The 14,665-nt window shown below is 65.9% G+C and carries 11 protein-coding genes and 1 pseudogene; 7 read left to right on the plus strand and 5 right to left on the minus strand.

The window, feature by feature from the left end; translation table 11 throughout:
* Window positions 1-95 precede the first annotated feature (95 nt).
* Window positions 96-836, minus strand: a complete 741-nt coding sequence (locus tag ACQY5K_RS11080) for a helicase-related protein (RefSeq protein WP_428115100.1) — start codon at window positions 834-836, stop codon at window positions 96-98.
* 109 nt (window positions 837-945) lie between these two features.
* Between ACQY5K_RS11080 and ACQY5K_RS11085 the strand changes: the two genes are divergently transcribed.
* A complete protein-coding gene (locus ACQY5K_RS11085; RefSeq protein ID WP_428115102.1) occupies window positions 946-2,256 on the plus strand; it encodes an IS1380 family transposase in 1,311 nt (436 codons plus the stop codon).
* A gap of 155 nt (window positions 2,257-2,411) precedes the next feature.
* Here ACQY5K_RS11085 and ACQY5K_RS11090 read toward each other — a convergent pair whose 3' ends face one another.
* Entirely contained in the window at window positions 2,412-3,353 is a 942-nt protein-coding gene (locus ACQY5K_RS11090; protein ID WP_428115105.1) for a hypothetical protein, read from the minus strand.
* Window positions 3,354-3,433: 80 nt separating this feature from the next.
* Between ACQY5K_RS11090 and ACQY5K_RS11095 the strand changes: the two genes are divergently transcribed.
* Both ACQY5K_RS11095 and ACQY5K_RS11100 read left to right on the plus strand, forming a co-directional pair.
* Window positions 3,434-3,769 carry an antitoxin Xre/MbcA/ParS toxin-binding domain-containing protein gene (locus ACQY5K_RS11095; protein ID WP_428115108.1) on the plus strand — a complete coding sequence of 112 codons (336 nt, stop codon included), beginning with the start codon at window positions 3,434-3,436 and terminating at the stop codon, window positions 3,767-3,769.
* Between the two features lies 1 nt (window position 3,770).
* A complete protein-coding gene (locus ACQY5K_RS11100) occupies window positions 3,771-4,304 on the plus strand; it encodes an RES family NAD+ phosphorylase (protein ID WP_428115110.1) in 534 nt (177 codons plus the stop codon).
* A 19-nt stretch (window positions 4,305-4,323) separates the two neighbouring features.
* On the opposite strand, the gene ACQY5K_RS11105 is transcribed toward ACQY5K_RS11100, so the two are convergent.
* Window positions 4,324-7,503, minus strand: coding sequence for a DEAD/DEAH box helicase family protein (locus tag ACQY5K_RS11105; protein WP_428115113.1), 3,180 nt, complete (start codon window positions 7,501-7,503; stop codon window positions 4,324-4,326).
* Window positions 7,504-7,602: 99 nt separating this feature from the next.
* Between ACQY5K_RS11105 and ACQY5K_RS11110 the strand changes: the two genes are divergently transcribed.
* Window positions 7,603-8,841, plus strand: coding sequence for a DNA cytosine methyltransferase (locus tag ACQY5K_RS11110; protein WP_428115115.1), 1,239 nt, complete (start codon window positions 7,603-7,605; stop codon window positions 8,839-8,841).
* On the plus strand, window positions 8,832-9,848 hold the full coding sequence (locus ACQY5K_RS11115; RefSeq protein WP_428115118.1) for a restriction endonuclease: 1,017 nt from the start codon (window positions 8,832-8,834) through the stop codon (window positions 9,846-9,848). The genes ACQY5K_RS11110 and ACQY5K_RS11115 overlap by 10 nt, the downstream gene beginning before the upstream one ends.
* A 241-nt stretch (window positions 9,849-10,089) precedes the next feature.
* On the opposite strand, the gene ACQY5K_RS11120 is transcribed toward ACQY5K_RS11115, so the two are convergent.
* Window positions 10,090-10,764, minus strand: a complete 675-nt coding sequence (locus ACQY5K_RS11120; protein WP_428115120.1) for a type I restriction-modification system subunit M N-terminal domain-containing protein — start codon at window positions 10,762-10,764, stop codon at window positions 10,090-10,092.
* 403 nt (window positions 10,765-11,167) lie between these two features.
* On the opposite strand from ACQY5K_RS11120, the pseudogene ACQY5K_RS11125 reads away from it, so the two are divergent.
* Window positions 11,168-12,299 (plus strand): annotated as a pseudogene (locus tag ACQY5K_RS11125) (IS630 family transposase).
* 246 nt (window positions 12,300-12,545) lie between these two features.
* Here the strand turns inward: ACQY5K_RS11125 and ACQY5K_RS11130 are convergent.
* Window positions 12,546-13,832: an IS1380 family transposase gene (locus tag ACQY5K_RS11130; protein ID WP_428115123.1), complete on the minus strand. Its 1,287-nt coding sequence runs from the start codon at window positions 13,830-13,832 to the stop codon at window positions 12,546-12,548.
* 256 nt (window positions 13,833-14,088) lie between these two features.
* Between ACQY5K_RS11130 and ACQY5K_RS11135 the strand changes: the two genes are divergently transcribed.
* Window positions 14,089-14,511, plus strand: a complete 423-nt coding sequence (locus tag ACQY5K_RS11135) for a hypothetical protein (RefSeq protein WP_428115125.1) — start codon at window positions 14,089-14,091, stop codon at window positions 14,509-14,511.
* Window positions 14,512-14,665: the final 154 nt, after the last annotated feature.

The raw sequence follows: 14,665 nt of genomic DNA on the forward strand, positions 1-14,665 counted from the left end.
CAGCAAGGACCCGAAGGAGCCGAATCTCGACGACTCTCAACTCAACACGACCGACAGCTCAGGGTCCACAACCCGCACGCTGAGGAGACCCAGCCCTAGCGGAACCGCTCGCTCAATCCGTCAAGCTCGGGCGGCGACAGGTCGATGCGGAGACGTGAGGCCAGCTGCAGTAGCTCCTCATCGGTGCGGTCGGCGCCGAGGAACTCGACCAGCTCCTCCTGGCGGGGCTGACCGAACGCGAGGCGGTACGCCGCGAGGGACTTGCGCAACTGCGGGACCGCTGCCTCGTCTCGGCTGAACGGCAGGACCGGCACATGGCGCTCGATCTTCGCCGGCCCTCGGTGGAAGACCCAGTACGGCACCATCTCTCCGTCGCCCGACCCCCTGGTGGCCGCCGCTGCGTCAAAGAGTTCGTTCCAGAGATCGACGCCGGGGGCCAGGCCGTTCGTTAGGAGGTCCGGGCCAAGGGTCGCGGCGATGTTTCGGCGGACGGCGTGGCCCTTGTACCGGTGAACACGTCCCTCTCGCTGCTCCAAATCGACGGGGTTGGTGGGCAAGTTCCAGTGGACTACAGCGTGACACCAGAGATGAAAGTCGAGGCCCTCCTGCCCGACTGAGGTGGAGGTGAGGACAAAGGGCCAGAACGGGGAGTTGAACGCCCTGGAAACGGATTCGACCCGGGCCTCGCCTCCCCCATCGAGTGCCTGGTTGCCGAAGGCGACGGCGAATCGCGTGCGCATCCGGTGTTCGTCCAGCGCGATGTCGCGGCCGTTCCGCTCTTGGCGCGGGATGTCGACGCGGAACGAGGAGGTGCGGAGATCTAAGCCTGAATCCACCGGTGTGGTGGGTGTGTGGGGGTTGCCGCGTCCGCGAAAAAGGCCTCCTGATCTGCGACGATTGTGATGTTCGTTGTCACATTCGTCTCAAAAACAGGAGGCACTTTTTGTGTCTGGATCATCGCGCAGTCTGGACCGGTTCGCAACGACGTTCGATCATGAGGGCCTGGTGGCCAACGCGGGCCTGATCCTGGCGGGAACGCTGATGGCCCGTCTGGGCCTGTTGGGGCTGATCGAGCGGTGGGTGCGCACCGGTTCCGCGAACCCGGGTCCCAAGATCTGCACCGTGGTCGCCGCGATGCTCGCTGGCGGCACCCACATCGATCACGTCGAGATGCTGCGCGCCGGACGCACCGGGCGGGTGCTGGGGTTCGCCCCGATGGCGCCCTCGACGGTGGGGTCGTTTTTGCGGACGTTCACGTTCGGTCACGTCCGCCAGCTCGAAGCGGTGGCGTCGCGCACGCTGGCTCGCGCCTGGGCGCTGGGCGCAGGCCCCGGCAAGGCGCCGCTGGTGGTCGATCTGGACTCCACGGTCTGCGAGGTCCACGGCAAACAAAAACAAGGAGCCGCGTACGGCTACACCAGCGTGCTCGGCTATCACCCGCTGCTCGCTGCACGCGCCGACACCCGCGAGGTGCTCGGCGCACGCATGCGCAAAGGCTCCGCGGGGTCGTCGCGAGGCGTGGTGCGCTTCGTCGACAAGCTCGTCGCGAACCTGCGACGCGCCGGGGCGACCGGGCCGACCACGGTGCGCGCCGACTCGGGATTCTGGTCATGGAAACTGATCGACCGTCTCGACGCCCACGACATCAAATGGTCGATCACCGTCGCCCTCAGATCCTCTGTGCGCACAGCGATCCAAGCGATCAGCGACGACGCGTGGGCCGACATCGACTACACCAAAGACGGCCACGCCCAAGTCGCCGAGACGACCTATGCCACCGGCCGCGGCAAAGCCAAGCGCACCGTTCGTCTCGTGGTGCGCCGCACCCGCCTCGCCCAGGGCGCACAGCGACGGCTGTGGCCCGACTGGCGGCACCACGCATTCATCACCAACACCGAACACGACACCGCCGCCGCGGATGAGTTCCACCGCGGCCACGCCGTGGTCGAGCTCGCCATCCGCGACCTCAAAGAAGGCTCCGGACTCGAACACGTCCCCTCAGGCCACTACGGCGCGAACTGCGCACCGCTCGCCTGCGCAGCGCTCGCCCACAACATCGGCCACTGGACCGACACGCTCGCCGGCGCGCCGGCGGCCACGAACCGCTCGCGCCGCACCCGACTCGTCGCACTCGCCGCCGTGGCAGTCAACCGCTCGGGCACACCCACCCTGCGATACCCCGCCCGCTGGCCCTGGGCACCACAATTCACAGCCACGCTCAGCGCTCTCAGGGCTCTGCCCGGACCCTCCGGCTAAACAGCACAGCCCGGAACTGACGCCCCCACACAAACCCAGCGTCGACAACCCCAAACCACACCCGCACCCCTAGCCGAACACGCCCAAACACACCAAACCACACCCCCAACAACCCGACGCGACCCCAACCCGCCACCGGCCCGCGAAACCCGCGCTCACCAACAACCAATCGGTGGATTCAGGCTTAGCTCAGCCGCAACCGCAGGCACCTCAAGGAGTTCTTCTACCCGCGATGCCGGGAGGGACAGACCCAACTGGGGAAAGTAGATCCGGGAACGAGGACCGCCCCACTTCGAGGAGTCGCTTGTCTCCCGGCGCCGAATCCTGCGAAAGCGGTTGCGATCAAAGGTCTCGCCGGTCCCCAATCCCGCGTCTGCAGCGTTCACGCCGAGTGCTCGCAACTCGGGCGTCAGAGCGCCTGACCGTCCCGCGATGACCTTGAACCCGCGACTCGCCGCGTAGAGATACACGCTGGTGATGTTCTCAAGCTTCGATGCACTATCGCCGATGGGCTTGAAGGGCGAGACTTGGAGGTACACCGCCGAAATGAAGTGCGGGATCATGTCAATGAGCGTCGTCATCCGCTCGAGTCCTTGACTCGAACCACCGACAAATGCGATGAACGGTCGAGCATCAAGGTCCTTCAGTTGGTACGCGGCCTCGAAGATCTCCGCGAGCGCCGGGCGCAAGTCCTCGTCGTCGTGTTCGGGCATCCAGCCCGGCAAGAGGTACGCCGCTGCACCAAGTTCTTGCTGCGTACGCAGGCTCGCCTCGACCAGCTGCCGAACTTGTCGTCGGTCGCCTATGTCAACGACCTGCGCAGGCGCCCAGCTTGCGCTCGCGAGCCTCTTGACATTCATCGTGGCTTCGTAGCGGTATCGCCAAGTTGAAGTGTCGATGAGCATGTTGGTCTTGTTGGCTCGCAGGGTGCCAAGCAGATCAGGCCGTGCCTCCGCGCATACGCCATCGACAAAGGCCCACGGAAGATCAACGCGATCGGTGGCGAACAGATCGGCTGGCCCGATGCAACGGTCCACCGCCTTGTAGTTGTCCATTCCAATTCGAGGCAGGAATCCATGTCCGAAGTCGAGATCCACGGGCCTTCTCCTTACATTCTCTCGACATATACTATGCCAAGAACGCGACACAACTATAGGCACAAGGAAGACAGGCACCAATGAACACGGTCTCCTCTCTGTTGGAACACCTCTACGAAGGTGATGTCGTGGACACGGCAGACCTCGCGCGGGTGAGCGATTCCAATCCGCGGAGCGTGGTCCGATGGCGCACTGAAGAAACGGCGCCACGCCGCGACTCCGAAGAGCGGCTTCTCGAGTTGCGTGCGGTCGTCGACCTCACTCGGAGCGTCATCCGCGACGACGCCGCGAGGCTCTGGTTGCGATCTCCTAACCGCGATCTCGATTACGAGAAGCCTCTGGACCTCGTTGCGCGGGGCGACTACCGCCGCGTCGTCGATCTGCTGCTCGCGCTCGCGGAAGGCGTCACCGCCTGACATGACCCCGGTTGACCCCGTTGTCGTCGCGCGCGCACCGAAGCGCTCAGAACTCATCGTTGGGTTTCGCAACCAAGCCCTCGGCCACAACCCGCGGAGCGGGGATGGTGCTCGCCGCCACGGCGGACGCTTCAATCCGCCGCGGAGTTTCCCAGTGGTCTACTTGTGCTCGACGCGGGCGTGCGCCGTGGCGGAACTCACTCGTCAAGCGACGCGCCAAGGCCTCCTGCCAGACGACCTGTTGCCCCGCGAACTTTGGCGACTGGAAGCCGACCTCGCGTCCATCCTCGACCTCACTGACGGCAACACGCTCTCCCAGCTCGGCATCTCGCTCGACGATGTCGTCAGCGACAGCCTCGAGGTCACTCAACAGTTGGGCGAAGCCGCCTACGAGCACCGGTTTCACGCGATTCGGAGCCCATCCGCTACGGGTGTGGACATCGTTATCGCTGTGTTTCCCGAGAATCTTGGCGCTTCCCTGCTCGGCACGGCGTTGGTCGAAACATGGGAGGTTCCCGGCGACCTCAGCGCCTGATCCTCCGGGCGTCAGCGGGTCAGACGTCAGCGGTGTGGTGGAAGTGCTTGACGATCTCGAAGAACTCGTCCACGTCGTCGGACACGAAGATGGTCTCGGGGCCCTCGGGGGCGACATCGGTGAACGGCGAGGCGAAGACGCGGCCGGGGTCGATGGCGCCGTTCTCGGTGAGGAAGTTGATAACCAACTCGACGAAGCGGATCTGGTTGGCGCTATAACGCTTGTCGTCGAGGAACTTGGCGAAGGCCCGCTTGGCGGCGGCCCGGTCCAAGCCGACCAGCGAGCGGATGAACAGCCCGAAGCTGCCCGCACGCTGGGAGGCCTGGGCGAATGTGTCGCTGTCGCCGATGCCCGCGGCCACGAGCACCCGCTGCAGATCGCCCATATCGGCCGGTGTAAGCGGCTCGCCGCTGCGGACCTTGGCCACCACGCCCTCGGCCAGATGCTCCGTGAGAAAGTGCTGCGCCTTCTTGCGGAACTGGGCGAACTCGTCGCTGCCCGCACCGCCGGGCCCGTCGCCAGCATCGCCGCCGCCGGTACCACCAGCGCCACCGCCACCACCGGTGCCGGGAAGCTCCACCTCGGTGGCTTGGCCGAGCTCGTCGGTGAAGTCGCTGTAGAGCACGTTCTTGGCGGTGTGCTGGATTAGGTGAACGAGGTCACGCAGCCGCTTGCGGGCATCCTCCAGCATCGGATAGGTGACATCGGCCCACCATTCGTCGGTCTGGATGTCCAAGATCAGCTCCAGCCGCGCAGCCACCGCTGGGATGGCGGTGCCGAGGTCCTCCAGCGCAGACGCGATGCCGAGGATGCGGGTGCGCTGCCGTTCGAATGGCATATAAGTGAGCAAGCCCAGCTGGGCGTTCAGCATCACCACGTCGAAGCGCTTGGCTTCCTCGCTGTCGGCGTCGAGCTGATCGGGCAGCTTGGCCACCCGATCCGCCAGCGCCGCAAGGTCCCCTAGCGAGACCGCCTCCCACGCATCGAGGCGCCTGAACCGCTCCACCAACTCCAAGTGGGGCCGCACCAAGAAGTTGTCGGGGTTCATCGACGCCACGGTCCGATGCAGCGTGGCCGCGACCTCAGCGCGCTCATCGCCGAGCGCCGCTATGCCGTCGAGCGCCTGCAACAGTTCCAGCCGAGCGCAGAACAGGATCTCGCTCAGCGACTTCCCGCTCGAAGCCTCCGCATTCTCCAGCGGGTGGCTGAAGTACTCGAGATTCCCGCAGAAGTCGAACACCTTGAAGTGCGTCTTGTTGCTGCCGGGGCCGAACAGGTTCGGGCACAGCCGGGTGCCGCGTCCGAGCATCTGCCAGAACTTGGTCTTCGAGCGCACCGGCTTGAAGTACACGAGGTTGACCACCTCGGGCACATCGATGCCGGTGTCCAGCATGTCCACACTGATCGCGATGTGCGGCGCCTTGGACCGGTTGGAGAAGTCGTCGATGAGGCTCTGGCTGTACTTGGTCTGGTGGGTGATGACCCGAGCGAAGTTCCCAGCGTCCAGCGCCGGGTAGTTGGCGTCGAAGCGTTCCTTGATGAACGTGGCATGGCGCTGGTTCTTGGCGAAGACGATCGTCTTGCCCAGCCGGTCGCCGCCGGCCACCTTGATGCCATCGGTCATCAGATATTCGAGCACCTGGTCGACGGTGTCCTTGTTGAACAGCCACTTGTTGAGCTCCGCCGCATCCACCTCGGTGGGCGGTTCCAGGGGGCTGCCTTCGTCGTCCTCACCCCAGTCCAGCTCGTCCCACTGGTCCTTCTCGTCCTCGCCCAAGTCCGCATAGCGGATGCCTTCACGCACGAACTTGAGCTGCACTGACACACCTAGCGGCGGCACCAGGAAGCCGTCGTCGATGGCTTCGTCCAGCGAGTAGGCGTCGGTGGGCACGCCCGTCTCCAGGTCGAACAGGTCGTAGGTGTTCTTGTCGACCTCGTCCTTGGGAGTCGCCGTCAGGCCCACCAGCAGCGAGTCGAAGTACTCGAAGATGCCCCGGTACTTGCGATACACCGACCGGTGCGCCTCGTCGATCACCACCAGGTCGAAGTGCCCCACCCCGAACCGGCGAGTCCCGTCGGCCCGGTACTCGTCGATCTTGCCGACCATCGTCTGATAGGTGGACACGCACACCCGGCCGTCCACGTTGCCCTCGGTCACCAGGTTCACCGGCGCCGCATCGGGCAGGTGCGCCTTGAACGCGTTCACCGTCTGGTTCACCAGCGCCGTGCGGTCGGCCAGGAACAGCACCCGCTTCACCCATCCGGCGCGCATCAACACATCCGCCAACGCGATCAGCGTTCGGGTCTTGCCTGCGCCGGTGGCCATCACCAGCAGCGACTTGCGCTGATTGTCACGCTCGAAGTGCTCTGCGATGGCGCGGATGGCCCGCTGCTGGTAGGGGCGGTCCACGATCTGCTCGCTGATGGCCAGCGACGCCAGCGAGGTGCGGGCGGTACGCCGCCCGATGAGCAACGCCAGCTCGTCGCGGGTGGCGAACCCTTGCACTCGCCGGGCCGGGTACTGGGTGTCGTCCCACAGCCAGTGCTCGTAACCGTTGCTGCAATAGATGACCGGCCGCTGCCCCGTCTCGGCCTCCAAGCAGTCGGCGTACAGCTTCGCCTGCTCCATGCCGACCTTCGGATCAACCAGCGCCTTCTTGGCCTCCACCACGGCCAGCGGCAGCCCGTCGGCGCCCCACAGCACATAGTCCACGTAGCCCACGCCCGAGTCGGAGGGCATCCCGTGCATCTCGTACTCGGTGTCTTGGCCCTCGACGAGATCGGTCCAGACGGCTTCCGCCAGCAGTGCGTCGATCTTGAACCTGCGGGTCTCGGCCTCAGACCAGTCGAACGCTTCGGGTGGGACGGTCTCGGCCGCCTTCTTCTTCGCCGCGGCGACCTCTGCCCGCAGCTTCGCCAGCTCGGCATTCAGCTCCTCGGCAGTGCGAGTCGATTCCGCCAGCCGCAGCTGGGCGGCGGCAAGCTTTGCGGTCTCCCGCTCCAGCCGTTCCTGAAGCTCCTGGCGCTCCCACAGCGACGCATGCTCGGCTATGTCAGTGTCGAGCAATCGGCGCAGATTGAATCGCAGCGACGGATCCGGCTTAGCCGTACGGCCGTAGGTGAACGCGAACCAGAAGCAGAATTGGAGCAATGCTGAGACAATCTCGACCGCCTCCAGCTTCGACGGCGTTCTTGACACTCTTACCCCATGCCAAGAGACGCGAAGAACCGGATTGTCCGGTCGGTGTGACAACGGTCCGCGATGATGGGGCGATGGAATGGCACTGGGCGTGATGTCATGAGCGGCGCCGCGCGACTGTCGAGCGTTGACCTGTTCGCGGGCGCTGGGGGGCTGACATTGGGCTTACAGCGGACCGGGTTCGACACACTGCTGGCGAACGACAACTGGCGTCCAGCCGTCGACACGCTGCGGCACAATTTCGGTGAGGCGGCGGTGGAGGCGGCTTGTGTTCGAGAACTCACGGGGGCCTGTGTGTTGGCGCGCGCGGGCGGCGTGACGCCGTCGTTGGTGGCCGGGGGGCCGCCGTGTCAGGGCTTCACCTCGGCCGGCGCTCGGCGTGCTGACGATCTGCGTAACACGCTGGTGGGCGAGTTCGCTCGTTTGGTGGCTGAGGTGCGGCCACGGTGGTTTCTGTTCGAGAACGTCGAGGGGATGCTGACCGCAGCGGATGGCGATTTCGTGATCGACTTGCTCGACGGAGTGCTTGACGGCGGCTATTCGGTGCGGCTGCGCAAGGTGAACGTTGCGAACTATGGAGCGGCTCAGCTTCGCAAGCGGGTCATCGCGATCGGGACGCTCGGCGCGGACCCGGGCTTTCCAGACCCGTCGCACCGCGCGTACGGTGCGCCCGGCGCACTAACCGGCAGCACGGCGTCGCTGCCGCCGGCACCGACCGTCGCGGACGCTTTGGCGGGATTGGGCGAGCCTGCCCGCTGCGCGGACCGGGCGAATGTTCAGGGCCATGTCGCGGCGTCTGTCTCGGAGTCTGATGCCCGTCGCTTCGGTCTGTTGGAGCCGGGCCAGACCATGCGCGATCTGCCCGAGGAACTTCAGCACCACAGTTACGCCCGCCGTGCCAACCGGCGAGTCTCGGACGGGATGCCCTCAGAACGGCGCGGCGGTGCGCCAGCTGGGATCCGCCGACTGCTCGCCGATGAACCGTCCAAGGCGATTACGAGTGCGGCGAGCCGGGAGTTCGTGCATCCCACCCAAGACCGCTGCTTGACACTGCGTGAATGCGCTCGTCTGCAGGGTTTCCCCGACGGTTTCGAATTCTCCGGCAGCCGGTCCGACCAGGCCATCCTCATCGGCAACGCTATACCGCCGCCGTTCGCCGAGCTGCTCGGAGGCTGGATAGCAGACCGTGTCCGTTCAGGACTGTTGTGCGCCGATGAGTCGCCGCGGCTGCACGAGTTCCACGTCACCAACGGAAGCGGGTCGAGTCCCGCCTTGAGCCGGGTCACCGAGCGCGTGAACGCCCGGTACCAGATCGGAGCCGTGCCGTTGTGGCGCTGAGCAGGGCGCAGTCCGCCGCGTTTGAGAAGGCGCGGGCGCCGGGCGCGGGCGGCCAAGCCGTCTCGCTGAGCGACAGTGCAGTGCGGGCGCTCGTCGCCATCACCGCCCGCGATCTCGGCCTGACATCTCTCGCTGGACTCAACACCATGGACGACCGGGAGTTCTACGAGATCGCGCCACAGGACATCTTGCTCGAAGGCGAGGCCTCGGGGCTCGACGCCTACGAGACGCTGCTGCGAATCGGTCCGCTCGACACCGACACGTATTTCTTGTCGCTCGCAGCCCTTCACCGCGCACGACTCAAGTTCGCCAACATATTCTGTCTTCAAGCGACTCCTTCGCTGGAACAAGTCGGCCCGCGGGGACTTCTGCAATACGGTGGCCTGAGTGCCGAGGCGCTCGGTTCTCTGCTGATCCTGCGCAAGTGGATGTACGACATCGACAACCGAGCGGCGCAGGAAACGGGCTACCTGTTCGAGCCTGTCATGGCTGGCGCAATAGGCGGATCGCCGATACCGGCTGGTTCCAGCCCCGTCCAGAGAGGTGGCACAGGTCGAGGCCGCCAAGTGGACTGCCTGCGCGGCACGAAGGCATACGAAATCAAGATTCGCGTCACGATCGCCGCATCGGGCCAGGGCCGCTGGGGCGAGGAGCTCTCATTCCCCGCAGACTGCGAAGCCAGCGGATTCACCCCAATACTCCTGGTGCTCGACGGAACCGAAAACCCCAAGTTGGCGGAACTCGCCGAAACGTTCATACGGCATGGCGGCCACGCCCACATCGGCGAAGACGCGTGGGCGCACTTGGAGGCAGAAGCCGGGCCGACGATGAGCGTATTCATCGAGAAGTACATTCGTGACCCCTTCGACGACCTACTCAAGCACACACCCACCGACATTCCCGAACTGAGACTGCGCCTCCGCTCCGACAACATCCACCTACAGATCGGCACCGAGACGCTGAATGTCAACCGGAGCGGGACGACAACCCCGAGCACGGGTCCCTGACCCCCGTGCTCGTTCAACAGTCGAACGGCGCGCGGGTCCCTCGGTCGAGCTTCCTTCCAGGCTCACGAACGAGAACAGCGGATCTGTAGCGACATGGTCTGCTGCGAGCGAGTCTCGGTAGGTGACGTTGGGGCTCTGCACGCCAATGAGCTGCATATTGATCGACCCGATGTACAGCAGCGTGTTGTCGAAGTCGAAGCCCGAGAACATCCCGTTGTGGAAGTGCTTCGCTAGGGCGGGGTCAGTGAGCGCTCCGGGATGACGGCGGCGGATGTACTGCCCCGGCGCCCACCAAGAACCCACACGTGCCGCTGGCCGGGTCGCAGATCACGTCGTCGGGTCGGGGTGCCATCGTCGCGACCATCAACTTGATGATGTGCCGCGGCGCGCGAAACTGCCCGTTCTGGCCGGCAGTAGCGGTCTTCGACTGCATGAACTCACAGACATCGCCCTTGGTGTTCCGATCCTTCATTTCGACCGCATCGAGCCCGTCCACCGCCTTCTGCAACAGCCCAGGCGTGGGGATCGTGAGCTTGGCACCGATCATGTGTTTGGCATGGGTGCTTTCGTCTGACCGCTGCTGCAGGAACGGAAACACGTAGTTCTCGACGATGTCAAACATCTCGGCGGCTGGGCGGTGCTTGAACCGTAGCCAACGCAGGTCGCCGTAGGGCCGTCCCGCCGCTCGCCGCTCGGGCCGGAACTCCTGCCCGTCGGGGAAGATGTCGTCCACGGCGGGGATCGGCTGGTGCGTACGGTTCGCCTTGTTCTCCGCCGGGGTCTGCTGCTCGTCGAGCGCCTTGATGAACAGCAAGTAGGTGAACTGCTCCATCACCTCCAGCGGGTTCGAGATGCCTCCCGACCAAAAGTCGTTCCACACCGCATCGATCTGCCGCTTTAGCTCTCCCGTCACCATGGCCCACCATTCTCGCCCGCCGCGCCATCCCTCCGGGTTGCGGAAGGATCGGCGCTGCGGCCCGCGCGTCGCAGCGGCCAGAGGAGATGCCACGGTGCAGATCGCGACGGTTCAAGAATCCCGCAAGCATGGCCAAGCCAAGTGCTCGCAAGCCCGCTCACGATCACACGGGTTTGTTGATATTCCCTCACCGTGATGAACACGAGGCTTCCACATCGTCAATGGAGTGACATCGCGTAGTGGTTGGGAGCCGCGGCACCCATTCGGACGCCGAGTGTGGCGCCGACCGGATGAGGCGGCTTGCTCGTTTCGGCAAGGGCGAGCTTCGCTAGTGCTGTGTCCGCAAACGTTCGTCGGGTTGGTGTCCGCGTGGCGGGGTGTGGTTTGTGGTTTGGTCGGGGGTATGAGTGAGAGTGTTCGGGTCCGTCGGTTGACCCATGAGGAAGGCCAGGCGTTGCAGCGGATCGTGCGTCGCGGCGCCGGCAAGTCGCCGGGGTCTCATGTGCGATGGCGGCGTGGGGTGGTGGTCCATGCGTCGGCGGGCGGGAACTCGGTGGCGGTGATCGCGCAGTTGGCGGCGACGTCGCCTGATCGGGTGCGCGAGATGATCCACAGGTTCAACGAGTCGGGGATGGCGTCGTCGGGTCCCTCAGTGGGCGGGTGGCCGTGGTCGCCGGATCACGACTGACGATGATGCGTTCATCGTCGAGACGGCCCGCACCCGCCCAAAGAAGCTGGCGCAGCCGTTCACGCGGTGGAGCGTCCGCAAGCTCGCGGCGTATCTGGCCGACAACCCGACCCGGGTGGTGCGCGTCGGCCGGCAGCGGCTGCACGAGATCCTCACCGAGTCAGGCATCACGTTCGGGCGCACCAAGACCTGGAAGGAGTCCAACGACCCGCAGCGGGACGCGAAGCTGGACCGCGTCGAGCATGTGACCGACAAGGCCCCGGACCGGGTGTTCGCGTTCGACGAGTTCGGGCCGCTGGCCATTCGCCCGACCGGCGGGGCATGCTGGGCGCCGCGGTCGCGTCCCCAGCGGCTGCGCGCGAACTACAACAAGCATCACGGGGTGCGCCAGTTCCACGGCTGCTACAGCGTCGGCGACGACGAGCTGTGGGGCGTCGTGCGGCACCGCAAGTCCGCAGCCAACACCCTCGCAGCGCTCAAGACCATCCGCGCCCGGCGCCCCGACGGCGAGCGGGTCTATGTGATCTTGGACAACCTGTCCGCCCACAACCGCACCGACATCGCCAAATGGGCCAAGCGCAACAAAGTCGATCTGTGCTTCACCCCCACCTACAGCTCATGGGCGAACCCCATCGAAGCGCACTTCGGGCCGCTGCGCGAGTTCGTGCTCAACAACTCCGACCACCCCAACCACACCGTGCTCACCCGCGCGCTGCACGCCCACCTGCGCTGGCGCAACGCCAACAAACGCTCACCCGAACTGCTCGCAGCCCAACGACGCGAACGAGCCAGAACCCGAGCCGAAAAACAACACCGCTGGGGCAGACCCACCAAACAAGCCGCATGACCAAAGCGCGCAAACGTTTGCGGACACAGCACTAGCCCTGATTATTCACGAGAATGCTGCTGATCGTATTTTCGGTGTGCTTTGCGCCCGGTTTGGTGGTGTGGGGCTGTTGGGGCGTCGGCGGGAGCGTCGCAGGGGAGCCGATGGCCCCGGTTGTGGCGCTCAGGCGGCGCTGGGCGGCGCTGGGGGCGTGGCGGGGCTGTCCCGCCGGGGGCAGGCGTCGCGCGGGACCGGTTGGCTGGGGGGTCAGCGGGGGTGGGCGATGGCGAGGAGCGCTTTGGCGCCGGGGTGCTGTTCGGGCAGGCGCAAAAGGACGCGTCTGGCGGTGCGGCACACGAGCGCGGGGAGGTGCCACAGCTCCCAGCGGAGCCGTTTGGGGGCCGCGCGGCGCAGCGCCCCGGTGAGGCAGGCGTTCTGGAACCAGCCGAGGGGCGCGAGGCCGATGATGCACATGGCGGCCCAGGCGCTGTTCGCGTGCCAGTCGGTGAACGGCATGCGCGTCAGGCCGCTGTGGTTGAGCCGGCACACGGCGTTCTCGACGTCGGCGTGGCTGCGCATCAGCCGATCCGGTTGCACGGCGCTGCGGGGCTGGTCGGTCAGGAATCCCCAGTATCGGAAGTTCTCGCTGGGGAACAGGCTGCGCTGCGCTCCGGGGTGGCGCGGCTCGCGGCGCACGATCAGCCGGGTGCGGCCGGGCCAGCCCGACAGGTCCGCGAGGTCGGTGAGGTCGGTGACCTGAGCACCGCGCCGCTTGCGCTGGGCGGGCCGCTTTGGGGCGTTGTGCCAGCGGTCCGGGTCGCCCAGGCCGCCGCGGATCGCTGCTTGGACGCCCGGAGCCGACCGAGCTGACACCGCGTAGCCGATGTTGCGGTCCCGCAGTGCCGCGGCGAGTCTGGGCGAGCAGCCCGCGGCGTCGATGCGCACCACCAGCGGGCGTTCCACGACGCTGTCGTCGTCGCCTTCGCGGTGGCCCACGGCGTCGGGCTCGGGCAGCGTCGCCACAGCGGCGTCGATCACCTCGAGGTGATCGGCGATGTCGTTCGCGGCGGCGTTGCCGGGCCGCTGCTTGATCCACAGAGGCTCCCCGTCCGCAGTGGAGCACACCATCGGATGGAACCCGAACCCGCCCTTGTAATGCGGCGCAGCTCCCGCCTTGTTCTCCGAGTGGACCTCCACCAGCGTCGAGTCGACATCGACCACCAGCGGCGCGCTGCGGTCACGGTCGGCCCACAACAGCTCGCGCACCGCTGCGGCCGCGCCCAAAAGCGCCGCGGCGCCGCCCTCGCCCAGGCCCGTGAGGGTGCGGTACAGCGTCGAGTCCGACGCCACGTCGCCGAACAGCTCCCGCTGAGCACGCAGATGCTCGATGTCGGTGCACGCCTCCCCGCCGCCGGCCAGCATCAACAACGCATGGACCAGCACCGCGCCCCGGTCATGAACCGGGGCCCGCTCGCCGCGTGGGGGCACCGCGGCCGACAGCGCCTCGGTCAGCCCGACCCGGTCCGCGAACCCGCCCAAAGCGAACAACCCCACACCACACGATCCCCGCCGCCTGCCAGACGCGCGTTTGTGACACTGCTAAGTTTCACCTCGGAGATGCCCCCCTGAACTCGCGGATGCGTTCATCACAGACACGCATCGTCGCAGGTCAGAGGGGCCTTTCCGCGGACCCAGACAACCCAGTCCGCCCGACTCGTGAATAATCAGGGCTAGTGCCCTCAAGGCGCATCGAGTTGGCGCAGCGGCGCTGTCGCATAGGCAGTTGTCGGAAACAGTGCGGCAACTGTCGATGAGGCCCGATCTCGCCGCTGTCGCCGAGGGCGCTGCGAGCCTGATCCAATCGGTCGGACTATCGAAAGCGCTCACCTCTGACATTCAGCACATAGCGCGCGCCGCCAGCCGAGCGGATTATTTTGCTGACCTCACAAACCCACTGGGCAGCGAACCGTTGAGCCATGACAGCGCCCTCAACGAGATCGTGGAGCCGAGTCTCGAAGAAGCCGATTTGAGTCTGCTGCTCATCCTCGTGGTTGTAGCTGTGTTCCCTGGCCTGTGGGCCACCTCGATGGCTCACATGACTCAGGCGGTGCAGGATCTTCTGTGCGTGGTGCGCGTTCTGGGCAAGCTCACCCAAGTCGACGACGCGATTCCTGGCGTGCTGTTGCTGAACGCGATCATTCGCTCGATTCGGCGACCTCGAGGAAGGCCGTAGCGCGACGGCGCTACCGGTTCATCGAAAACCGGTTCACCGCCGACACGGCTAGCCCAAGAAGGCTCATCACCCGTCCTTTAGGCCCCTCGCGCCTTGGCGCGGCATGAGTGTGTCGAGCAGCGTGCCTCCCGACCATCGGCTCCTTGCGTAGGGC

The organism is Candidatus Poriferisodalis sp., from assembly GCF_965262965.1.
Lineage (GTDB): Bacteria > Actinomycetota > Acidimicrobiia > Acidimicrobiales > Poriferisodalaceae > Poriferisodalis.

What these genes read in the sequence shown, in the direction of transcription:
- ACQY5K_RS11110 (WP_428115115.1), top strand. Translation starts at nt 7,603, where the DNA reads ATGAGCGGCGCCGCGCGACTGTCGAGCGTTGACCTGTTCGCGGGCGCT.
- ACQY5K_RS11135 (WP_428115125.1), top strand. Translation starts at nt 14,089, where the DNA reads ATGAGGCCCGATCTCGCCGCTGTCGCCGAGGGCGCTGCGAGCCTGATC.
- ACQY5K_RS11095 (WP_428115108.1), top strand. Translation starts at nt 3,434, where the DNA reads ATGAACACGGTCTCCTCTCTGTTGGAACACCTCTACGAAGGTGATGTC.
- ACQY5K_RS11120 (WP_428115120.1), bottom strand. Translation starts at nt 10,764, where the DNA reads ATGGTGACGGGAGAGCTAAAGCGGCAGATCGATGCGGTGTGGAACGAC.
- ACQY5K_RS11100 (WP_428115110.1), top strand. Translation starts at nt 3,771, where the DNA reads ATGACCCCGGTTGACCCCGTTGTCGTCGCGCGCGCACCGAAGCGCTCA.